20 protein-coding genes are annotated in these 21,462 nt (G+C 70.3%); 10 read left to right on the forward strand and 10 right to left on the reverse strand.

The genetic code is table 11. The features are described 5' to 3' along the window. Positions 1–87 precede the first annotated feature (87 nt). Positions 88–735, reverse strand: coding sequence for a DUF2267 domain-containing protein (locus POL67_RS22145; RefSeq protein ID WP_271920168.1), 648 nt, complete (start codon positions 733–735; stop codon positions 88–90). A gap of 110 nt (positions 736–845) precedes the next feature. Here POL67_RS22145 and POL67_RS22150 point away from each other — a divergent pair, with 110 nt between their 5' ends. Beyond that, positions 846–1,865 (forward strand): Glu/Leu/Phe/Val dehydrogenase dimerization domain-containing protein, encoded by a 1,020-nt coding sequence (locus tag POL67_RS22150; RefSeq protein WP_271920170.1) that lies wholly within the window; start codon positions 846–848, stop codon positions 1,863–1,865. A gap of 1 nt (position 1,866) precedes the next feature. Here the strand turns inward: POL67_RS22150 and POL67_RS22155 are convergent, their stop codons facing one another. Further along, the gene (locus POL67_RS22155) at positions 1,867–2,688 is read right to left on the reverse strand and encodes a hypothetical protein (RefSeq protein WP_271920173.1); all 822 of its coding nucleotides are present in this window, start codon (positions 2,686–2,688) and stop codon (positions 1,867–1,869) included. Positions 2,689–3,101: 413 nt separating this feature from the next. Between POL67_RS22155 and POL67_RS22160 the strand changes: the two genes are divergently transcribed. Next, complete coding sequence (locus POL67_RS22160; protein ID WP_271920175.1) at positions 3,102–3,860, forward strand: hypothetical protein; 759 nt, start codon at positions 3,102–3,104, stop codon at positions 3,858–3,860. Between the two features lie 54 nt (positions 3,861–3,914). Next, the gene (locus tag POL67_RS22165) at positions 3,915–4,928 is read left to right on the forward strand and encodes an NAD-dependent epimerase/dehydratase family protein (RefSeq protein WP_271920177.1); all 1,014 of its coding nucleotides are present in this window, start codon (positions 3,915–3,917) and stop codon (positions 4,926–4,928) included. Between the two features lie 326 nt (positions 4,929–5,254). Here the strand turns inward: POL67_RS22165 and POL67_RS22170 are convergent, their stop codons facing one another. From POL67_RS22170 to POL67_RS22195, 6 genes are all read right to left on the reverse strand, one after another. Further along, the gene (locus POL67_RS22170) at positions 5,255–6,547 is read right to left on the reverse strand and encodes a pyridoxal phosphate-dependent aminotransferase (RefSeq protein ID WP_271920179.1); all 1,293 of its coding nucleotides are present in this window, start codon (positions 6,545–6,547) and stop codon (positions 5,255–5,257) included. Positions 6,548–7,159: 612 nt separating this feature from the next. Further along, on the reverse strand, positions 7,160–10,312 hold the full coding sequence (locus tag POL67_RS22175) for a hypothetical protein (protein WP_271920181.1): 3,153 nt from the start codon (positions 10,310–10,312) through the stop codon (positions 7,160–7,162). Between the two features lie 304 nt (positions 10,313–10,616). Beyond that, positions 10,617–11,054, reverse strand: a complete 438-nt coding sequence (locus POL67_RS22180) for a lysozyme (RefSeq protein WP_271920183.1) — start codon at positions 11,052–11,054, stop codon at positions 10,617–10,619. Positions 11,055–11,833: 779 nt separating this feature from the next. Further along, the gene (locus POL67_RS22185; protein WP_271920185.1) at positions 11,834–12,451 is read right to left on the reverse strand and encodes a M15 family metallopeptidase; all 618 of its coding nucleotides are present in this window, start codon (positions 12,449–12,451) and stop codon (positions 11,834–11,836) included. 148 nt (positions 12,452–12,599) lie between these two features. Continuing rightward, the gene (locus tag POL67_RS22190) at positions 12,600–13,388 is read right to left on the reverse strand and encodes a S1 family peptidase (protein ID WP_271920187.1); all 789 of its coding nucleotides are present in this window, start codon (positions 13,386–13,388) and stop codon (positions 12,600–12,602) included. Positions 13,389–13,399: 11 nt separating this feature from the next. Further along, complete coding sequence (locus POL67_RS22195) at positions 13,400–14,077, reverse strand: hypothetical protein (protein ID WP_271920189.1); 678 nt, start codon at positions 14,075–14,077, stop codon at positions 13,400–13,402. Positions 14,078–14,222: 145 nt separating this feature from the next. Between POL67_RS22195 and POL67_RS22200 the strand changes: the two genes are divergently transcribed. Continuing rightward, entirely contained in the window at positions 14,223–14,498 is a 276-nt protein-coding gene (locus POL67_RS22200) for a hypothetical protein (RefSeq protein WP_271920190.1), read from the forward strand. Positions 14,499–14,555: 57 nt separating this feature from the next. Further along, positions 14,556–14,915: a zinc metalloprotease gene (locus POL67_RS22205; RefSeq protein WP_271920193.1), complete on the forward strand. Its 360-nt coding sequence runs from the start codon at positions 14,556–14,558 to the stop codon at positions 14,913–14,915. A 346-nt stretch (positions 14,916–15,261) separates the two neighbouring features. Here POL67_RS22205 and POL67_RS22210 read toward each other — a convergent pair whose 3' ends face one another. Then, on the reverse strand, positions 15,262–15,417 hold the full coding sequence (locus POL67_RS22210) for a hypothetical protein (protein ID WP_271920195.1): 156 nt from the start codon (positions 15,415–15,417) through the stop codon (positions 15,262–15,264). 101 nt (positions 15,418–15,518) lie between these two features. Here POL67_RS22210 and POL67_RS22215 point away from each other — a divergent pair, with 101 nt between their 5' ends. Then, on the forward strand, positions 15,519–16,034 hold the full coding sequence (locus POL67_RS22215) for a hypothetical protein (RefSeq protein ID WP_271920197.1): 516 nt from the start codon (positions 15,519–15,521) through the stop codon (positions 16,032–16,034). Further along, positions 16,010–16,165 carry a hypothetical protein gene (locus POL67_RS22220; protein WP_271920199.1) on the forward strand — a complete coding sequence of 52 codons (156 nt, stop codon included), beginning with the start codon at positions 16,010–16,012 and terminating at the stop codon, positions 16,163–16,165. The genes POL67_RS22215 and POL67_RS22220 overlap by 25 nt, the downstream gene beginning before the upstream one ends. A 29-nt stretch (positions 16,166–16,194) precedes the next feature. On the opposite strand, the gene POL67_RS22225 is transcribed toward POL67_RS22220, so the two are convergent. Beyond that, entirely contained in the window at positions 16,195–17,124 is a 930-nt protein-coding gene (locus POL67_RS22225; protein ID WP_271920201.1) for a LysR family transcriptional regulator, read from the reverse strand. A 144-nt stretch (positions 17,125–17,268) separates the two neighbouring features. Between POL67_RS22225 and POL67_RS22230 the strand changes: the two genes are divergently transcribed. The 3 genes from POL67_RS22230 to POL67_RS22240 all read left to right on the forward strand — a co-directional run bounded on the left by POL67_RS22230 (position 17,269) and on the right by POL67_RS22240 (position 21,459). Beyond that, positions 17,269–17,697, forward strand: coding sequence for a hypothetical protein (locus POL67_RS22230; protein ID WP_271920203.1), 429 nt, complete (start codon positions 17,269–17,271; stop codon positions 17,695–17,697). Continuing rightward, positions 17,690–18,409, forward strand: coding sequence for a ferritin-like domain-containing protein (locus POL67_RS22235; protein WP_271920204.1), 720 nt, complete (start codon positions 17,690–17,692; stop codon positions 18,407–18,409). The genes POL67_RS22230 and POL67_RS22235 overlap by 8 nt, the downstream gene beginning before the upstream one ends. 371 nt (positions 18,410–18,780) lie before the next feature. Beyond that, on the forward strand, positions 18,781–21,459 hold the full coding sequence (locus POL67_RS22240; RefSeq protein WP_271920206.1) for a protein kinase domain-containing protein: 2,679 nt from the start codon (positions 18,781–18,783) through the stop codon (positions 21,457–21,459). Positions 21,460–21,462: the final 3 nt, after the last annotated feature.

Consider the following 21,462-nt stretch of genomic DNA (forward strand, 5'->3'; position numbering starts at 1 on the left):
GGAGGGCGGCTCGGTCGGAAGCTACACGATTTCGGATCGGGATCGTAGCGTCCTGCCAGATTCCAACGGCCCTTCGAGGCTTCCGTTCTAGCGGCCTCGTTCGCTGACGGGGCGAAGGGGCCCGGGTTCGCCCTCGGCCAGGGTTTCCTGCTCGCGCTCCTGCGTGAGGCCACGGCTCGACGAGAGTTTCGTCTCCCCGTGGGGATTCTCGGCGCGGACGACCGATTCCGCATGGGCACGCTCGGGCCGGGCCTCGCTGAGCGGCGTCTGGCTGCCGGCGCGTCCGGTGGCGAGGGTGGTTCCTTTGCCGAGCTCGGGCTCGGCGGGCCGGCGGAGGTGGACGGGCGGCGAGGGGAGGGGCTCGCGCGGGGCGAGGAGGTCGCCGAGCGCGGGCCCGAGGTGGCGGCGCAAGCGGAGGCGCGTGGTCTCGGGAAGTGCGTCGCCGAGGACGCCGAGCACGAGCCGGGTGTGCTCGATGGCGAAGCCGATGAGTGTGCCCTCGCGGTCGGCGACGCGGCGGTAGAGTGCATCCTCGGAGAGGCTCCCGAAGTGCGGTCCGTCGAGGATCCACGCAGCGAGCGGCGCAGGAAGCGCGTGCGCGAGGGCGCGGGCCTCGTCGGGCACGAGCGTCTCGGCGAACGCCCGAAGGACCGCCTCGGAGAGCCTGCGCGCGCTCGACACTTCTCCGAGCCCACCACGCCACGCGACCTCGTCCAGGAAGGATGACTCGTCCATGCCCGCTCCTCCGCGCCCCGCAGGGCATGCGAGGCCCGCGCCACGCGCCGCGTGTATCGAGGAGGAGCGCGCGCTTGCGTCGCGGAGCGATCGGTGCGTCTTTGCGATGCATGGCGGAACTCCTCCCCAAGCCCGCGGCGAGCGGCCCGCGGTGCATCTACGTCGCGGACCCTCGCTCCGGCCTGCGCGCCATCGTGGCCCTCGACGACACGACGCTCGGGCCCGCCGTGGGCGGCGTACGCACGATGCGGTATCCCTCGGCTGACGCCGCGCTCGCCGACGTGCTCGCGCTCGCGCGCGCCATGACGCGGAAGTGCTCGCTCGCCGGGCTCGACGCGGGCGGCGGGAAGGCGGTCGTCCTGCTCGGCGACGGGGTCGATCGGAAGGCCGCATTCGCGCGGCTCGGGCAGGTGGTCGAGGAGCTCGGCGGCATGTTCCGCACGGCCGGTGATCTCGGGACGACGGCCGCTGATCTCGCGGTGATGGCCGAGCACACGCCGTACGTGCACACAGACGAGCGAGGCCTCGCAGCCGCCGTGGCGCGTGGGCTCCTCCGATGCATCGAGGCATGCGCGGCCGTACGAGGTGTACCCGTGGAAGGGCTCTCGGTGGCCGTGCAGGGCGCAGGCGCCATCGGCGCGCGCGCAGCCGCAGCGCTCGCCGACGCCGGTGTGCGGATCGTCCTCGCCGACGTGGACACACGCCGCGCGGAGGAGGTCGCTCGCGGGATCCCCGGCGCGCGCGTCACCTCAGCCGATCGCATCCTCGTCGAAGACGTCGACATCGTCGCGCCCTGCGCCGTAGGCGGCGTCGTCACAGCCGAGGTCGTCCAGGCGATGCGCGCGTGGGCCGTGTGCGGCGCGGCGAACAACGCGCTCGCGTCACCCGAGATCGCGAGCCTGCTCGCCGCGCGTGGCATCCTCCACGTACCCGATCCGATCGCTTCAGCAGGCGCAGTGATCGATGGAATCGGCCTCTCCGTGATGGGACTCGCCGACCGCACACCGCTCATCGATCGGCTCGGCGACACGGCGCGGCTCGTGCTCGACGAGGCAAAGGCGACCGGGCGGACCCCGATGGACGTGGCCGAGGCGCGGGCGCTCGCGCGGATCGCGGCGGCGCGGCGTTAGCTCAGAACCACTGCACCACGAACTCCGCGAGGGCGATCGTTGCCCCGACGGCCAGGCTCGCGCGCGACAGTCGCTGCACCACGCCGGGTCGTGCCCAGAAGGGCGGCGGGGCTGGGATCGCCTTGAAGTCCTCGCTCCAGAGCACGCGGCTCACCTGCGGCGCGCTGCGGTAGTTGGCCTCGACCGCTTGCGACGGCATCTCGCGTGAGGCGCGCACTGTCACGAGCATCGCGGGCGAGCCGGGCACGCGCTGGGCTGCTTCGAGGGACGCGCGTGCTTGGTCCGAGAAGACGAGCGACGCGGGGGTGGCCTCTGGCGTGTCCTCCTCGATCTTCACGCCTGTTTCCGTGATCGAGAGGACCCGCGCGCGGATCAGACCCTCCTCGCGCGCGCCTGACATGATCTCTGCGAGGGGCACGGTTGCCGGGAGCGCTTCCGCGGATGGCGCGGGCATCCGCCGCGTGATGATCCGCGCGGCGACGAGCTGCAGGCCGAGCCAGAGCAGCGCGACGAATGCGCTTTCCCCGGCGTTCACGTAGGCGGACGTGCGCGCGCCGAGCCCGTTCACGCCGGCGAACGTGTAGAGCCCGAGCCCGTTGATCAGCGCGATGGCGGCTGTGCCGGCTGCGTTCAGCCCGAGCCCGAGCAGGATGCCCACGGCGTTGATCCCGATCGCGATCGGCCCGACGGCCACGCTCGCGCCGATGGCCACCACGCCGACGGCGACGTTGCCGATCGCGATGAAGCCGACCGCGACGTTTCCGAACGCAACAAGCCGAGGGCGTGCGTCCTGCAAAGGGCCCAGCCGCGGATCCCGGACCATCGGGAGCAAGGCTAGGCGACGAAGCGCGGGGTGGTCAACGCGGGCCTCCGCGGGGGCCCCGAGGAATCTGCAATGCCCGAAATTTTCCGCGAACGGCGGCCGTCCGCCCACGGGGCCCTGCGCATGGGCCGCGCACCCCCCTGCGGATCCTCTGCCGCATGCGGAACACGTGTCGCACGCCTGCGTACCGTCCGACGCACCCCTGGCGGACGTCGAGGCTGCTTTGATCCGCCCTTGCCCGCGCGCGACCCGCCTGTTTGACCTCCTTCTCGGCGGAGTCCTGGTTCGCCCGCGTCACGAGCCGCGAAAAACCATTTGCGCGCGCCGCGTCATTTCGCAGAGAAATCGCCGTCGCGGGCGTTTGTCCGCACCCGGTACGCCGTTTGCCCTTGGCGCCCAGCATGCCCGCCCGCGTGATCCTCCCTCGATTCCTCTGCTTGCCGTTTCTCGCGACGCTCGCCCTCGCGTCGTCCGGTTGTGGCCTCTTTGATCTGTTCGAGTCCGAGACCACCCTCGCTGACCTCGACCCTTCCCGTGCGCGTGTCGAGGTGGAGCTCGGCGAGTCGCCGCGCGTCTCGCTCGCGCTCGTGGCCAAGGAGGGGACGTGCGAGGCGATCACCGACGACATCGAGGCCAAGGTGGACGATCGGAAGATGGATCTCTTCATGCGCGGCGGCGAGACGCCCTCGAAAGACGGCTGGGTCTGCGGCGCGCCCACCTTCCGCAAGGCCCTCGCCGAGGAGAACCTCGGCAAGGACAAGACGCACTTCGAGGTCTCGGACGAGACGGCCCGCATCGCGCTCGACTTCGAGGACCTGCTCGCCCCGCGGACGATCACCACGAGCCACCCGGACAACAAGATCGACCCGGGCGTCGACCTCGCGCTCGCGTGGTCCGCGCCGGGCGACGAGCTCGACGAGGAGAACCTCGACGTCGTCTTCACCTATGACGACGAGACGCTCGAACTGCCGGCCCCGCCGCAAGTGAGCGTCGTGGACAGGGAGATCGTCGTGCGGATCCCCCAGGGCGCGCCGGCGGGGACCGCGACGCTCCGCGTGGACGCGGAGGTCCGGGTGGACGCCACGTCCTGCGAGGGCACGCCGAGCTGCGAGGCCACCGTGAAGGTCTCGCCGGAGGTCGCGGTCGAGGTGACGAGCGGGCCGGTGCCCTGAAGCGAGCGAGCAGCGCTCCCCATGCGCGGCGCGTGGCAGTAGACTCGCGCCCCGATGGGTGATGTGTCGTTGACGGAGACGCCGGTCCTCGTGACCGGCGCGAGCGGGTTCATCGGAGGACGCCTGGCCGAGCGCCTCGCGGCCGAGGACAAGGCGAGCGTGGTCGGCGCGGGGCGATCCTTCCCGGACGAGGCGAAGCTTCGTGGCGTGGGCGTCACGATCCACCGGGCCGACGTGCGCGACGCCGGCGCGATGGCGCGGCTCTGCGAGGGCAAACGTGTCGTCTTTCACCTCGCCGCGTGGCTCGAGCGCGGCAAGGGCGGCGAGTCCGACGCGTACGCGGTCAACGTGGATGCGACGCGCGCGCTCGTGACGGCGGCGGCGCGCGCGGGCTGCGAGCGGTTCGTCCTCGTGAGCACCATCTCGGTGTATGGGCTCCCGGCGACGGATCTCGTCGACGAGTCGGTCCCGATCGACGTGACGCAGGGCGATCTCTACGGCCGCACGAAGGCGCTCGGTGAGGAGGCGGCGCGCGAGGCCGCGGCGCAGGCGAACCTTCCGATCTCGATCGTGCGGCCGGCGATGGTGTACGGGCCGCGCTCGGGCGGATGGACCGTGGGCATGCTCCGGCTCGTGCAGAAGGGCGTGCCCGTGATCTTCGGCGACGGCCAGGGCCACGCGTATCCCGTCTACGTGGACGACGTCGTCGACATGGTGCGCCTCGCCGCGACGCGGCCCGAGGCCGAGGGCGAGGCGTTCAACGCGTGCGACGCGGCCGTCACGTGGGAGCGCTTCTTCGGCTTTTACGGCGCGATGAGCGGCAAGCGCCCGCGCCGCGTGCCCATGCCCATCGCGTACCTCATCGCCCGCGCGAACGAGCTCTTCAAGCTCGGCATCCCGCTCACGGCCGAGCGGCTCGAGCGGTACGTGCGGAAGCTCCAGTATCCGACGGCGAAGGCCGAGCGGCTGCTCGGCTGGCAGGTACGCGTGCCGATCGAAGAGGGCATGCGGCGAAGCGAAGCGTGGCTCCGCGAAACGGGGAAACTCCGAGGGAGTTCCACAGCGTAGCGTAGCGCCGGGGTTTCACCCCGGACCCCGACCAGGGGCTCTCCGCCCCTGGACCCGGACCAGCCAGGGGCTGGACCCAAGCTCGATGAACTGCGCTCCGCGCAGCTCATCGAACAGGCCCGGGCAAGACCGGCAGCGACGTTGCCCATCAAGACAGCCGCGCTGCGGGTTCGGCTGGCGACCTGGGTTCTTCGTCGGCCTGTTTGAAAAACTGCGCGGAGCGCAGTTTTTCAACCCTGGGTCCAGCCCCTGGCTGGTCCGGGGTCGAGGGGGCGGACAGCCCCCCGCGGGGTCCGGGGCAGCGCCCCGGCGCGGCGCAGCGCCCCTCAACCCGACATGAGCGCGCGCAGCCGCGGGAACGCCGCCTGGATGTCGTCCATCGACACCGCGCCCACGCTCAGCCGGAACCACCCGTTCTCTTCCCGCAGCCCGAACGCCTGGAACGGCACCACCGCCAGGCCTGCTTCTTCCAGCAGCACCTTGCGGATCTCGTCGTTCGTCTGGATCGTACGGCCCCGGATCGTCTTGCCGATCCAGTCGAAGCGCGCCGACAGGTAGATCGCCCCTTGCGGCGCGATTGCGTCGACGGGCAGCCCCTCGCGTTGCATCGTTGAGAACCCGGCGAAGAGCGCGTCGAGCCGCTCCTTCACCTTCGCCTTCGCGCCCGCGAGGAACGCGTGCATCGCGTCCGGCGCGTCGAGCAGCGCTGCCGTCGCGACCTGCTCGGCCTTCGGCGCCCAGGCGCCCACGTGCCCGAGGATGTCCGCCATCCGCCGCCGCACTGCCGGCGGCATGAACCCCCAGCCGACGCGCATGCCCGTCGCGCAGAACGACTTCGACAGCGCGTCGAGCAAGAGCGTGTACGGTGCGACCTCGGGCACGAGCGAGACGGGCGTCTCGTGGTGCGCCTCGCCGTGCGTGAGCATCCAGTAGACCTGGTCGTACACGAGGAACACCGGGCGCAGGCCCTCGGCCTCCCGGCGGCGGTTCTCTTCGAGCACGAGCTCGGCGATCCGCCGCAGCTCGTCCTTGGAGATGACGGTGCCGGTCGGGTTCAGCGGCGAGTTCACGAGCAGCAGCCTGGCCGAGCCGATGTGGGGGCGGAAATCGTCGGCGGTCGGGAAGAAGTTCGACGCGGCCGAGACGGGGATCTCCACGGCCTTCGCGCCGGAGAGGTAGGCGTAGTGGTTGTTGTTCCAGGACGGGACGGGGTAGACGGCGACGTCGCCGGGATCGATGAGCGTGCGGTAGGCGCCGTAGAGCAGGGGACGGGCGCCGCCGGCGACGAGCACGGACTCGAGCGGGTACTTGAGGCCGAGCTCGCGCTCGTAGAAGCGCACGAGCGCCTCGCGCAGGACGAGCACGCCGTCGGAGGGCGGGTAGTTCGTGTGGCCCTCGGCGAGCGCGGCGCGCGTGCCCTCGCAGAGCTCGGCAGGGATGGGGAAGTAGGCCGGGTCGAAGTCGCCGACGGTGAGGTTGCAGATCTGGGCGCCCTTGGCCTTCATGGCCCGGATCTCGCCGGCAATCTTCAGGATCTCGGAGCCGATGACGCCACGCGCGAGCGCGGAGAGGCCGGCGTCACCGACCTCGAGCGGAGGAAATTCGAGGGCCGTTACCATGGGGGCGCGCGGAGCATACCCGCAGATCCGGGGTGGGGGAATGGATGTTCGGAGCGGCGCGGGGGCGCCATCTGTCCGAGGCAGGGGAGCGGGGGCGGGAGCGGGAGCGGGAGCGCGAGCGGAAATGGGAGGACATGAATGGTCCTGGGTTGCACCCGAGGCGGGGCATCCTTCTCGCGCAATGCCACGGCGCAGGGGAGCACGAAGCGCGACACGCTCGAGGAGCGCCCCAGCCCCGCGGGCTATGCCGTTTTGGGTCGCGCGAGGGTGTTCGAACGTTCGAAGGGGCGTCGGAGAACGTGACGCGAGGGTGTTCGAACGTTCGAACGGGCGCGTGCGACCGTGACGCGAGGGTGTTCGAACGTTCGGAGACCTGAAGGAGACGGTGACGCGTGGGTGTTCGAAGGCTCGAACGGGCACGTGCAACCGTGACGCGAGGGTGTCCGAACGTTTGGAGACCCGAAGGAGACGGTGACGCGCGGGTGTTCGAAGACTCGAACGGGCGCGCGTCACGGTGACGCGAGGGGGTTGGAACGTTTGGAGAGGCTGAGACCGCCGTGGACGCGGGGGCGGTCTTCCATCGGAATGCTGTGTTCTCGCTGGATCTCGCGGTCAGCGTCGCATGCGGCGACGGCCGCGCGCGAGCGCGAGGAGGATCCCGGCCATGGGAAGGGCGATGCCTTCCATGCCCGTGGAGGTGGAATCACCTGCCGCCGAGCACGTGCAGCTGCCCTCTTGGACGGGGCCCGGCGTCGAAGGCGAACCACCACTGCCGCCCGCGCCGCCGCTGCCGCCCGCGCCGCCGCTTCCGCCCGCGCCGCCGCTTCCGCCTGCGCCGCCGCTTCCGCCCGCGCCGCCGCTTCCGCCCGCGCCGCCGCTGCCACCTGCGCCGCCGCTTCCGCCTGCGCCGCCGCTTCCGCCTGCGCCGCCGCTTCCGCCTGCGCCGCCGCTGCCGCCTGCGCCGCCGCTGCCGCCTGCGCCGCCGCTGCCGCAGCTCGGATCGGTGGCACCCGACTTACAAGCGCCGAGCTCGCACGAATCGCCCTCCGTGCACGCGTCGCCGTCCTCGCACGCCGTCCCGTCCGGCACAGCGGCATCGGGAGGGCAATTCACCGCCGCGCCGTCGCAACTCTCCGCGGCGTCGCAAGTACCCACAGACGCCCGGCATTCGGTGCCCGCCGGGATCTTCGTGTCCACGGGGCAAGCATTCGACGTCCCGTCACAGCTCTCGGCGACGTCGCAGGTACCCCCCGACGCGCGGCATACGGTGCCCGCCGGGACCTTCGTGTCCGCCGGACAAGCATTCGATGTACCGTTGCAACTCTCCGCAACGTCGCAAGCCCCCGCAGATGCCCGGCACTCGGTGCCCGCCGGGACCTTCGTGTCCGCCGGACAAGCATTCGATGTACCGTTGCAACTCTCCGCAACGTCGCAAGCCCCCGCAGATGCCCGGCACCCGGTGCCCGCCGGGACCTTCGTGTCCGCCGGACAAGCATTCGACGTGCCGTTGCAACTCTCCGCAACGTCGCAAGCACCCGCAGACGCGCGGCATTCGGTGCCCGCCGCGGCCTTCGTGTCCACGGGGCACGCATTCGAGGTCCCGTCGCAACTCTCCGCAACGTCGCAAGCACCCGCAGATGCGCGGCATTCGGTCCCTTGCGCAACCTTCCCGTCCGCGGGGCACGCCGTCGCGACGCCGTCACAACTCTCCGCGACGTCGCAAGCACCGCCCGACGCGCGGCATTCGGTGCCCATCACGAGCGGGCTGCACGTCCCGTCCATGGCTGCGCCCGCCGCCGCGCTGCAGGCCTGGCAATCGTTTCCGACGCCGCCGCCGCACGCGCTGTTGCAGCACACCCCGTCGACGCAGAAGCCGCTCGCGCACGTGGAGCCCGAGGCGCAGGGCGAGCCATTGCCCACCGTCAAGACGAACACGTAAGCAGAGCCCTTGTTGTCGTCGAAGTGCGCCCCCACGAGCGCCGTGGTCCCCGACAGCGCGACCGAATAACCAAATTCGTCGTCCACCGCCCCGTCGCTCGCCAGGAGCTTCGTCTGCTGCGTCCAGGCGCCGCCGCTGCGCGCGAACACGTAGGCAGCGCCCTTGTCGTTGTCGTCCCGATACGCCCCCACGAGCGCGGTGTCCCCGAGCAGCGTGACCGAATGGCCGAAGCTGTGCGACGCCACCCCGTCGCTCGCCAGGAGCTTTGCCTCCTGGGTCCAGGCGCCGCCGCTGCGCACGAAGACATAAGCAGAGCCGGAGTCGGTCCCCTTGTCGTCGTCCCGATACGCCCCCACGAGCGCCGTGTCCGCCGACAGCGCGACCGAATAACCGAACAGGTCGTTCGCCGCGCCATCACTCGCCAGGAGCTTCGCCTCCTGGGTCCAGGCGCCGCCGCTGCGCACGAAGACATAAGCAGAGCCGGCGTCGGTCCCCTTGTCGTCGTCCCAGTAGGCCCCCACGAGCGCCGTGTCCCCCGCCAGCGCGACCGAGGCGCCGAGTTGGTCGCCCGCCGCCCCGTCGCTCGCCAGGAGCTTTGCCTGCTGGGTCCAGGTGCTTCCGCTCCGCACGAAGACGTAGGCGGAGCCGGCGTTGCCCCCTTTGTCGTCGTCCCACAGGGCCCCCACGAGCGCCGTGTCCCCCGACAGCGCGACCGAAATGGCGAACCAGTCCTCCGGCGCGCCATCACTCGCCAGGAGCTTCGCCTGCTGGGTCCAGGTGCTCCCGCTCCGCACGAAGACGTAGGCGGAACCGGAGTCGGTCCCCTTGTCGTCGTCGAGCCCGGCGCCCACGAGCGCGGTGTCCCCCGACAGCGCGACCGAGGTGCCGAATTGGTCGCCCGCCGCCCCGTCGGCCGGCACGAGCTTCGCCTGCTGGGTCCACGTGCTGCCGCTGCGCACGAACAGGTAGGCGGAACCGGAGCCTTGCCCCTTGTCGTCGTCGAGCGGGGCGCCCACGAGCGCCGTGTCCCCCGACAGCGCGACCCGAATGCCGAAGCGGTCGGACGACGCCCCATCACTCGCCAGGAGCTTCGCCTGCTGGACCCCGATCAGCGGATCGATCTCCACCGGATACGCCGCCCCCTCGTCGTCGACGTGCAGGGAGATTCGACCCGCCTCCACCGACATCCACGCCGGCAGCGTTTTGCCCTCCGCGTCCTTCGCGAAGAGATCCGTATACGAGAGCGCCACCTGGCCCTCGACGGTAACGAGCCGGATCACCTCCCCGCGCCCGTCGCCATCCGCGTCCTCGAGCTCCGCGCGGAGCTCGCCGCCGAGCTCCAGCACAACCACCTTCGTCCCCGCACAACCGGGCGCGTGTTCGAGGACGAACCCTTGTTCGAGCCCGAGCGGGCCATTGAGGTACCACGCGGAGATCTCGGGATGCTCGTACGTCATCCGATTGCCCGTCGCCTCCGGTTCGGCCGCGGAGACCGGCGCCACCGCCCCCTCGCAGCCGAGCGCCGCCGTGCGCATTTCGAGCGACCAGGGCTCCTCCAAGGGCGCGAGCACCACCCCCGCGCTGGAGAGCGTCGTCACGAAGCCCGAAGCCTCGTTCTCCGCCTCGACGAGGTCCGGCCCGATCCACCGCGCGCCATAGGCCTCCGAGGCGCCCGACTGCACGGCATGAATGTAGGCCGCGCGGAGATCCTTCGGCATCTCGGTCGACGTTGCATGCGCCGGCGACGCCGAAGGCTCGGACGGGGGATCAGGGAGGGAATCGGTGCCACACGAAGCGGCCACCGCGAGGAGGGCTCCAGCGGCCATGGGCCAGAACCAAGAATGCCGTACCACGGCGAATTGCGACATGCGCGCACCATTACGGCCCCTCGAAGAAAACGTCAAGCGGGGTTCGCGTGACGTTTTGGAGCCGTACGGCTTTTGCGAGAGGTCGCCGCGCAGAAACGCGCGACGCAGCACCTCCCCATCGCGAGCGACGGTCGCCCCTCAGAGGGTGTTCCACAGGCGTCGCGAGCGGCTCGAAGCTAGGGAGGCCGAGCGAGGCGTACACTGTACGTCGAGCGAGGCCGACCGACGCATCGAGCCGCGCAGCAGCCTGTGGAATACCCTCTCAGGTGTACTTGCCATGCTTGAATGGGCGCCCCTCGGCAAGCCTGCGCCGGACGAGGCCGCGGAGCTTCTTGCCGCCCGCGTACACCCAGAGGCTCATGGCGCGCGGCACATCCCCATACTGGCGGCGGAGCAGCGCCCTTCGGAGCTGCGATTTCTTCATCCAGCCTGCGCCCACGTTGAAGGTGAAGGAGACGAGGGCGTCGAATTGCGCCTGCGTCAGGGGCACGCCCGGGGCTTCTTGGGGTGTCTCCGCGAAGAGCGCGTCCAGCTCGGCATCGTCGAGGATGAAGGGCGACGCAAGGACGAGCGTCACGGGGGACGTCTGTTCGCGCGTGACGGTCAAAACGGACGTTCCTTCCGATCGGGTCCCGAGGAGCGACATCGCGGTCGAAAGCACGCGCGTGCCTTCGCCGGTGGTGCCTGCCCAGGAAATCACGGGCCCTTCGGCTCCGTCGTGGCGAAGCGCTTTCGCCTGGTGTCCGGGTGGCTCGAAGACCGATCCCCCTTTGAATCTCGATGCGCAGCGCCTCGAGGTTTTTCGCCATGCCCTCGGCGCAGGCGGCCACGTGCCGCCGGGTCGGGCCGAGGAGGTTCAAGGTGACGCCGCCCTCCGCGAGCGCCGCCACGAGCGGCCGCAGCGCCGGGTCGTCGCTGCCCTTGAAAGGGAGGACCCGCGTCCCGTTCCGGGAGAGCGTCTCCAGCATCTCGCGGTATCCGGCTTCGAGGCCCTGCGCGGACGCGAGGAACGCGCTCTCCTCGGCCGGCGACTCGCCCTCCAGGGGCTCCTCGCGCAGCGCCTCCGCAATACGCCGCGCCGCCGGCGACGCCTCGGTTTCGGTCTCTCGCCCGGTCCTGCCCCAGGCGAGATCCGGATCGGGGACGAGCGCCCAATCGGCGACGAGGAGCCCGTCGCGCACGAGCCGCGGCAGGCACCCGATGTGGCCCTGATGCGCGTGCGAAATGAGAAGGAGGGTCACCACGGAGGCGCCACCCCGCGTGGGCAGGAGCGGCCGGAGTTGCTCCTGGATCGCGAGGTGCCCGCCCTTGCGGCGGGCATTGCCCGGGTGCGCCCCGTCGATCAGCACGGAGCTCGTCCCGAACCGGCAGAGCACGGCATCGCCGTATTGCTCCGCGCCGACGTCGAGCAACGTGACCGTGAATGGGTTTTGCGCGCCTCTTCGCATGGCCGCCCCTCCCTCCGCATTCGCCTCGGGGCTACCGGGCCCCACCCTTCTGGATCCGCTTCGCCAGCGCCACCGCTTTCGCGCGGGGCAAGATCACCTCGAAGTGCATGTCGTCCTTGCGGCGGCGGTAGTTGCCTCCCCAGCGAAGGCCGTATTTCTTGCAAAGCGCGTTGATCGTCTTGCGCTGGGCCACGCTGAACGTGTTGGCGCGCCCGAGCGGGTGCTTCGGGGCGTTCAGATCGATGGCGATGCCGGCCGCGTGGAACGAGGGCCGCTTCGAGCCGCGGATGTTGCGATTCGCGTGCCCCCAGCACCAGCCCTTGCGGAGCCGCTCCACCTTCTGGTGGAATTCCTTGGCGAAGCCGATGAGCAGCGGGGCGATGATCGCGCGGACCGGCAAGGATACCTTCGTGCCCGGGACGCGGTACGTCTTGACCCCGATGCGTTTCGCGGGCCCCACGCTGAATCCATGGATGGATCGCGGCTTCGCTCGCGCGGCTTCGAAGCGCGACTTGCCCGCCGCGGCGCTCGTCTCCACGTCCTCGTCGTCCTCGTGGGCATGATCGTCCCAATCCTCCGGCGGCATCGTGCCCTCGGAGGGATCGACCTCCTCCAGCACGATGAACTCCACTTCGATCCTCTCGTCCACGTGCTCGGCGACGAATCGTTTCGCGCTCCGAAGAGCGGACGGTCCCTTTTGACCTCTCACGGCCATACGGCACCTCCTTTTCCCATTCTCGAATGTTGTGTCCGGGCTTCACAGCGCAATAGGTGCTCTCCGAAAATCCAGCGCGTCTTCAGGGAGGCCGCGCGGCGCGGGGGCAGCGCTCCTCGAAAGGCGTGAGGTCGATCCCGGAGCTCTCCTCGATCCACACGAGATGCGCGGGGATCGACGTGTAGATGGCCTTCCCCGCGCAGGGCTCGGCCGGGTCGAGGTCCGTGCTCGGGGCCATGCGGCTCGAAACGCCGAACACGCGCCACGTGCCGTCCGGAAGCGCGAGGTAGGCCGGGCCGCCCGAGTCGCCCGTGCAGGCGCCTTTGTCGCGTGTGCCGACGAGGACCTCCCGCGCTTCGGCCTGGGTCCCGTGAACGGGCACGGCGACCCACCGCTTCAGGCCGCCGCCGGGCTCGTCTTCGCCGGCGGCCCCGAATCCGACCAGAATGGCCGTGGCCCCGGGGGCGAGGTATTCGAAAGCCTCGCACGCGGAAAGGACGGGCACGATCGGAACATCGTCCACGGCCTCGCGGAGGAGACAATACGCCACGTCGGCGCCTTTCCTCCGTTCATGATCCGGGTGGCCCACGCAGCGGTCGACGGCCGCCGTGCGAACGGCGCGATCACGTGCTTCCCCAAGGGAAAACGAGACGGGCCCGCCGCGGGCGAGGCAATGCGCTGCCGTGATCACGAGCCGCGGATGCACGAGCGTGCCGTCGCATCGCCCGGACGATACCGCGGTCGGCCATTCTCCCGGGGCCGCGACCTGCCCGCCGACGATGGCCGTCGGGGCGTCACGCGCCCCATCCTCGGGGGCCTCCGTGCACGCGTAGACGAAGACCAGGCAGGCGGGGGCGAGGCGCCGGGTCATGTTTCGTCATGTCATCGCGGATCGCCGCAGTTTCCGCGAGCGCAACATTCACTCGGGCCGGGGTGAAAGCTGCTGCTCGAAAAGCAGGCGACGGCCGGTACATTGCAGAGAAGATGGCACTGGGTCCAGGGCCGGAGCCAGCTCCCGGCCCCGCACTCGTGCTTCCTGTAACACGCGTCGTGGATGTCGCAGCAACGCCCCTTCGGACCGCAGCTCGCCGGCCCGCGGATCGCCGAGGGCAAGTCACAACCCCAGTTGTCGTAGGAATAATGGATCGCGCGGGATACCTGGGCCTGGATGAGAGCGGCCCCGAGGATCGCGCGGTCGACCGTCGGCAGCTCGGCGTCCATTTGCGCGGACGCCGTGAGCGGCTGCGTCGACATGTCCCCGTCCGTTCCCGTCGGGAACGACGTGTACGTGACCAGGGTCCTCTGCGGACCGACCGCCTGGAAATCGGCGCGGAGCTGCAACACCCCGGTCTGGCTGCGGATGTCGACGCGCACCTGGGTCGCATCCATCTGGGTGGCTTGCGCCACGCTGTTCGGGTCGAGCGTGACGGTCACCGTCTGTCGTGATTCCCCTGAATTCGCGCGCTCGGCGGGCTTCTTTTCACACCCCACCGCGATGGCGCCGAGGGTGATGAGCATGGCGACCAGGGTTCGAATGGATTGGGTTCCTCGTCGGGTCATCGTCCTTCCTCCTCGCGTCCGGGCGTCTTCGGTTGCGATGGAAACGTAATGGTCCGACCCGTGAGGCCCAAGAGGGCGCCTTGCCGCGCGCGCCCCCGGCTCCAATTTCATGGTGACGATGGCGCTCGGCGCGAGGAGGGGCATCATGAGCGACCGTACGGAATCCGATTTTTATGGAGCCTTGCTGGTGGGCGAGGTGATTTCGGGGAAACCCAGGGCGGCGCTCGTCCGGGGGGCGAAATGGAACCCCGGGGACCGCATCGAGGTGTGTTTTCTGGACGGCGTCCCCTCGATCCAGGAAAAGGTGAAGACCTTCGCCAAGGAGTGGACGGCGCTCGGCCTCGCGAACCTCCGGTTCGTCTTCCGCCGCAAACCCGCGGCCACCCCGATCCGGATCTCCTTCAAGTACCAGGGGCAGTGATCGGCCATCGGAAAGGGGTGTTTTTCTCCGCCGTACGACGATGCGACGCAGCCGACGATGAACTTCGGGGGCTTCGGCGAGGACACGCCCGACGAAAGGATACGCGCCGTCGTCCTCCACGAATTCGGCCACGCCCTCGGCCTCACGCACGAGCACATGAGCCCCGCCGCGGGCATCCACTGGAACGAGGAGCAGGTCTACGCCGACCTCTCCGGCCCGCCCAACCATTGGAGCCGGGAGATCATCCAGAAGAACATCTTCGCGGTCCGCGAGGATACGAATTATACGACGTTCGATCCTTCCTCGATCATGCTCTACCGGATCAAGAAGAGCTGGAACTTCGACGGGCTCGAAGTCGGCTGGAACAACGACCTTTCGCCGACGGACAGGGCGTTCATCCGGCAGCAGTATCCGTGATCGATGCACCGAGGGGAGGACGCTCGTCATGGCGAAGGACGATTGGGCCGTCGTGGTGGGCATCTCGCGTTACCCCGGTCTGCACCTGGATCTGCGGGGCCCCGAAAACGACGCGAAGGCGTTCCACGCGTGGGTGACGGATCCGGACGGCGGCGACGTCCCGGCCTCGCAAGCGCGGCGGATCCTCTCCTCCGATTTCATTCCCCCCCGAGCCGAAGAGCGCCGCCGACGCCCAGCCGAACGAGGTCACCGTCGCCGGCGCCATCACGATGATCCTCGACGAGGTGCAGGCGAAGGCGGAGGACAACGGGCCGCAAGCGAGGCGGCTTTACCTGTACGTCTCCGGTCATGGTTGCCAGATGTTCGAATCCGGGAGCCTCGACGCGAACGTCCTCGTGACGGCGAACGCGACGGCGCGCAAATTCAACCACGCGAACATCCCCAGGCTCGTGCGTGCGTGCGTCGTCCATCCCGCGATGTTCAAGCAGGTCGTCGTTTTCATGGACTGCTGCGCGACGCCGGGCCCGCAGCCTTCGCGGCGGCGCGAGCGACGCGCAGGGGAACATCACGGCCGGAGCGCTCGCCGATTACCTGCACGCCAACATGAGAAAGCTCCTCCCCGTGGAGATGCGGGCGAACCCCAATCCGAGCATCGGCAAGGAGCCGTATACGCCTTTTGACGATCCCCAGGTGACGAAGCTCCTGCTCGCGCGCGCGCCGCAGGCGAAGTTCAAGCTCGTGATCCACGCCTGGCCGGAGCATGTCGGCGAGCGGCTCGTCGTGCTCGACGGCGACCTCCGACCGGTCGTCCAGCAGACGGTCCGGAGCGAGCGCGTCGAGCTCGAGCTCCCCGCGGGGCTCTACCTGGCGCGGATCGGCGAATTCTCGCAGGTGCTGGAGTTGCCCGGGTATAGCCCCAGCGGGGCGGCCGAGATCAACTTCATGCATGGCTATAGCGAAGCGCGCGTCCACGACCGGCTGGCCTTCGTGTTTGCGAATCCCGGAATCGACTATTCGCGCATCCCGACGTGGAGGCCCTCGCGTTGCGAATCGAAGGCGCGCGGGCCCGACGTCCGCGATTCTCGGTGCCGCCGATGCTGGTCGAGAGCTGGCGCGTGATCCGCGACGCGAGCCGCGCGCACGCGGGCCTGATTCCCGCCTCCTCGCTGCTCGCGCGCGTCGAGAAACGGCTCTGGGGCTTCGGGCCGGCGCTCGTGTGGCAGGAGCCCGCGCGCGGACGCAGGAGGTGATTCGGGGAAAGGGCCGTGTCCACCCGGCGTCACCGGAGCGGGTGCGCGACGAGGTCCTCGGCCAGCTTTCGGAGCGCGACCTCCCGCGGGTGCCCCTCGCGCCAGACGAGCCGGAACCAGTCGATTGGTAGCTTTACCTTCGGCAAGATCTGCATGAGCTGGCCCTGTCGCAGATCCCCCTCCACGAAGTAGTGCGGCAGCACGGCGACCCCCGCGCCCGCGAGGGCGCGCAGCCGCACGGCGCCTATCGTGCCGAGGTACTCCACGCGCCGGAAGGCCCAATCCTCGCTCCCCGGGCGGGTGTCGAGGAAATAGCGAAAGAGCGGCAGGTCGCGGTGCGTATCGAGCAGCGTGTGCGCGGCGCAATCTTCGCGACACGCGAGCGGACGGCCCGCGAGGAGCTCTCGTTGCCCGACGAAGACGTACCGCTCCTCGTGCAGGCGCGCGTAGGAAAAACCTGCGTCCGAGAGCCGCGCGCTCGTGATGAAGGCGTCGATTCCATCGCGCTGCGCCTGCCGGACGAGCTCCGGCGTATCGCCGAAATACAGGTGAAGCCTGCGTTCGGGGCGTGCCGTGTCGAGCGCGTCGAGCGCCGGGACGAGCCAGCTCAGGCCGAGCTCGAAGCGCGTGCCAATCGTGAGCTCGTACGGCATGGGCGCGCCGTCTTCGTGGAGCACGACCTCGCCGCACCGCCGCGCCTGATCGAGGCAACGTTGCGCCTCCGGCACGAGGCGTTCGCCCGCGGCGGTGAGCGCGACGCGGCGGGTCGTGCGGTCGAACAGGGACGCGCCGAGCGTGTCTTCGAGGCGCTGGATGCGATCGCTGAACGCCGCGGGCGATAACGCGACCACGCGCGCCGCCACGCGAAAGCTCAGGTGGCGCGCCGCGGCCAGGAAGCAACGCAGCGATTCGAGGTCAGGGAGGGAGGCGCCGGGGCGGAGGGAAGGGGGATCGTTCATCGTTCGGTCGTCCCGAACGATACAGTATCGAACATTCCGATTCACAGGACATTCGAGGGCGAGCATCTTAGGAAGAACCAAGGGTGGACCCGTGCGGCGCACGGGACTCCGCTCGGATCCGTTCTGCTTGACGTGAGGGATGCAATGAACATCGAAAAGCTTTTCAATGTCCTGGTCCTGGGAGGCGCGGCGCTCGGTCTCACGGCTTGCAACCAAGCGAGCGACGGGGGGAACGGCGGCGACGGGGGCGCGGCGGGCACGAGCAGCGTGAACGGCGGGAACGGCGGGAATGGAGCGGGCGGAAGCGGCGGGGAGGGCGCGACGACGGGGAGCGGCGGCGCGGGCGGCGAGGGCGCGACATCGGGGAGCGGCGGCGCAGGCGGCGAGGGCGCGACGTCGGGGAGCGGCGGCGCGGGCGGCGCGAGCAACCTCGAATGCTCGCTGCCCCCAGGCGACCCGAGCGATCCTTGTGGCTGCCCGTGCTGCTGGGCTGAAAATTGCCTCAATACGGAGCCGTGCTGCGCCGGATTCTGCGAGGCGGGCAATGCCGGGGAGGGCTGCTGCGGTGGCTGACGTCGGCGCCACGGCCGCGCGTGAAGCGGCGGCGCAGATCTGGCGGCACCGCGCGCGGGCCGAGCTCGAAGCGGCCGCGCGGTTCACGCGGCTCGCGGGCGAGCTCGCGGCGTGCGACGCCGTGGCGCCCGTGGTCACGATGGCCCGCGAGGCGGCCGAGGACGAGCGGCGCCACGCGGAGCGATGTGGGGCGCTCGTGCGCGAGCTCGGGGGGCGGCCCTTCGAGCTCGAGGCCGTGCCCGCTCCACGCGGGGTCACGCCCGGCGGGCTCGGGCCGCGTGAGCGGCTGCTTTATGAGGTCGTCGCGATGTCGTGCGTCACGGAGACGCTGAGCGCGGCGTTGCTCGGCGAGCTCGTCGCGCGCGCGACCGAACCGCTCGTGCGTGAAACCATGCAATCGATCCTGCGCGACGAGGTCGACCACGCGCGGCTCGGGTGGGCGCACCTCGCGGCCGAGCACGAGCGCGGCGCCGTGGATGTCGTGGGCCCCTCGCTCCCGGCGATGCTCGCGGGCACGATCTCCGAGGAGCTCTTCGCGTCCTGGGCAGAGCACCCGGCACAAGAGGCGCTCTCCGGCCTCGGCGCGCTGGATCGCGCCGAACGGAGGCGGATCTTTGGCGAGACCATGTCCCTCGTGGTGTTCCCGGGGCTGCGACGCTTCGGGGTCGACACGGGGCGAGGGGAAAGGTGGCTCTCGGAGAGGCTGCCGTAGCCTTCCGCTCCCTGCGGCTCGGACACGCCGATGGCGCGGAGCTGGGGCTTTGCCCCAGGCCCCAGCAGGGGCTGTCCGCCCCTGCACCCGGACCAGCCAGGGGCTGGACCCAGGATCGATGAACTGCGCTCCGCGCAGTTCATCGAACAGGCCCGGTCAAGACCAGCAGCGACGTTGCCCACGAAAACTGCCGCGCTGCGGGTTCTGCTGGCAACCTGGGTTCTTCGTCGGTCCGTTTGAAAAACTGCGCGGAGCGCAGTTTTTCAACCCTCGGTCCAGGCTGTGCCTGGTCCGGGGTCGAGGGGGCGGACAGCCCCTCGCGGGGTCCGGGGGAGCGCCCCGGCGCGGCGCTTCCCAGGTACGCTCCCCCCATGGTGAAGCCCGAGCTCTCCGGTTTGCCCACGGCGCCCGAAGCGCCGGAGGTCATTTCCGTGGCCTCCGGCGAGGTGCTCCGCGTGGGCCAGGTCGTGGCCGGGCGGTACGAGGTCCTCGCGCGCCTCGGCGCGGGCGGCATGGGCGCGGTGTGGCGCGTGCATGATCGAGCGCTCGACGAGGATGTCGCCCTCAAGGTCATCTTGCCCGACCGCGTCGGTGATCCCGCGGCGCTCGCGCGGCTGCGCGACGAGGTCAAGATCGCCCGGAAGATCACGCATCCGAACGTGTGCCGTGTCTTCGATCTCGGCGAGTCCGAGGCGCTGACGTTCCTCACGATGGAGCTCGCCCCGGGCACCACGCTCCGGCATCTGCTCGTGGCCGGGCCCCTCGCGTCCGCGCGCGCGCTCGACCTGTTTCAGCAGATCGTCGACGGCGTCGCCGCCGCCCACGAGCGGGGCGTCGTGCATCGGGATCTCAAGCCCGAGAACGTCCTCGTTCGGCGCGATGGTCGTTGCCTCGTCGCCGACTTCGGCCTCGCGCGTGAGCCGGGAAGTGGCGCTGCGACGACGGCGGCGGGCGCGGCCGGCACGCCCGCGTACATGTCGCCCGAGCAGCTCAAAGGCGAGACGATCGACATCCGGAGCGACGTGTTTGCCCTGGGCATCGTGGGATACGAGCTCCTTTCGGGGCGATCGCCGTTCGGCGACGGCGCGCCCGGGACGATTTCGACCGCGATTCTGCGCAGCGACCCGCCCGAGCTCGACGTGCCTGGTCTGGCGGAGCCCGTGCTCCAGGGCCTTCGGGAGGTCTTTGGGCGTGCGCTCGCCAAGGATCCGGACGGTCGATTCGCCTCCGCGGGCGAGCTCGCGGCCGCGCTCGCGCGGGCGCGGGACACGACGCCGGCCCGGAGCACGCTCCGAGGGGTGTCCGAGCCCGAGCCCGCGGCCTCCCCCGCGCCGCGAACGTTTCCATGGCGGCGGCTCGCCCTGGCGCCGCTGTTCCTGTTCGTCGGCCTTTTCCTCCTGGCGCAGCTCCCGCGCGGAGACCTTCGCCATTGGAATCCTCTTCCCGACGCTTGGAGCCCTTTTCCCGGCGACGAAGACGAAGAAGAGCCCGCGCCGCACCTTGCGCCGAGCGCGGACGTGGATGAGCGCGCGACCCTCGTCGTGCTTCCCTTCGAAAACCTCACGGGAGAGACGGCGTGGAATGGTTTGTCCCTCAGCGCGCCCGAGGTCGTGCGGGCAGGGCTCCGCACGATGCCGGAGGTGCGGCTCTCGGAGGTCGCGCTGGCGAATCGGGACGCGGCGCGGGCGGCGGGGGTCGCGTTTTGGGTGCGCGGGAGTGTGCAGCGCGTGGGGGAGACGCTCCGGCTCTCCGCGCAGCTCGATCCGGTGGGCGACGAACAAGAAGCCTTGCCGGGCGAGCCCGTCGAGATCGCTGCGGTGGACAAGGACGTCGCGCCATCGCTTTCGGCCCTGCGGAGCCGCGTGCTCGACGAGGCGCGGCTCGTCGTGCGCCATTGGGGCAAGCGCCGCCGGGCCATGCTCGGCACGACGAACGAGGCGGCGAAGAGGAGCCTGCTCGATTATTACAAAATGGTGGGGCCCGGGCCGCGGAAGGAGCACTTTTCCGAGGGGCTCCGCCTGCTCGACGCCGCGATCGGCGCGGATCCGGGGTATGTCCCCGCCCTCGTCGAGCGGGCGCTCGTCCGCTCGATGGGCGCAGGGGAGGGGACGCCGGCGTCCCGGCTGGCCGACGCGAATGCGGGGATCGAGCTCGCGCTCGTGAACAAGCCGCAGGATCCGATGGCGCTCGTGACGCGCTGTCGCCTGATGCAGGTGGCGATCGAAGTGGGAGACGACAAACCCACGGATGCCGCGATCGAGCGCGCGGAGGCCGCCTGTGAAGCGGCGCTCGGCGTGGGCCCGGCGCTCGCGGACGTGTATCTGTCGCTCGCGCGGCTCCAGGATCGCGCGTGCAACGACGAGGCGGCCGCGCTCTCGCTGGAGCGGGTCCTCGAGCACGATCGGAGCCTCTCGGGGCGGGTGCTCAAGGATTCCGTCAGCCTGGCGCTGGCGAATGATCGCATGCTCGTCGCCGAGAAGAAGTCCGAGGCGCTGATCACGTTCCACGAGGAGGAGCGGCGGCTCGGCGCCCGGTCGCTCGCGCGGCGGGCGGGCATTCCGCCGGAGCAGATGGGCGTGTATTTTCGGCGAGGCGTGGTGCTGCTCCGGATCGGGCGGCTCGACGAGGCCGCGCGGGCGTTCGAGCAGGAGATCACGGACGTCGAGGCGCTCGCCGGCAGCGCATGGGCCGAGGCCGCGGCGATCCGCGGGCTTTTCCGTGTGGAGAAGGCCCGGAGAAAGGCCGTTTTGCCGGAGCACCGGCGCAGGCTCGCCGAGATCGAGGCCGAGATGCGCGCCAAGGTCGCGTCGGATCCGTCGGTCGCGAAGACGATGGTCGGCGCCTACCTATGGGTCGATCCCGAGGCCGCCGTCGAATGGCTCGGGCGCCTCTCGGCGCGGGGGTCGTGCGAGGATGCGATCTGGCGCGGGCTCGTGTATCGCGCGGCGAAAAAGACGAAGCTCGCGCGGGAGGCGCTCGCCGCGTGCAGCGCGACCGAGCAATGGGAGAAGCGCTGCGTCGGGCGGATCGAGTCGCTCTTGGCGCGCTGAACA

The sequence above is a fragment of the Polyangium mundeleinium genome (assembly GCF_028369105.1).
In the GTDB taxonomy this organism is placed as follows: domain Bacteria; phylum Myxococcota_A; class Polyangia; order Polyangiales; family Polyangiaceae; genus Polyangium; species Polyangium mundeleinium.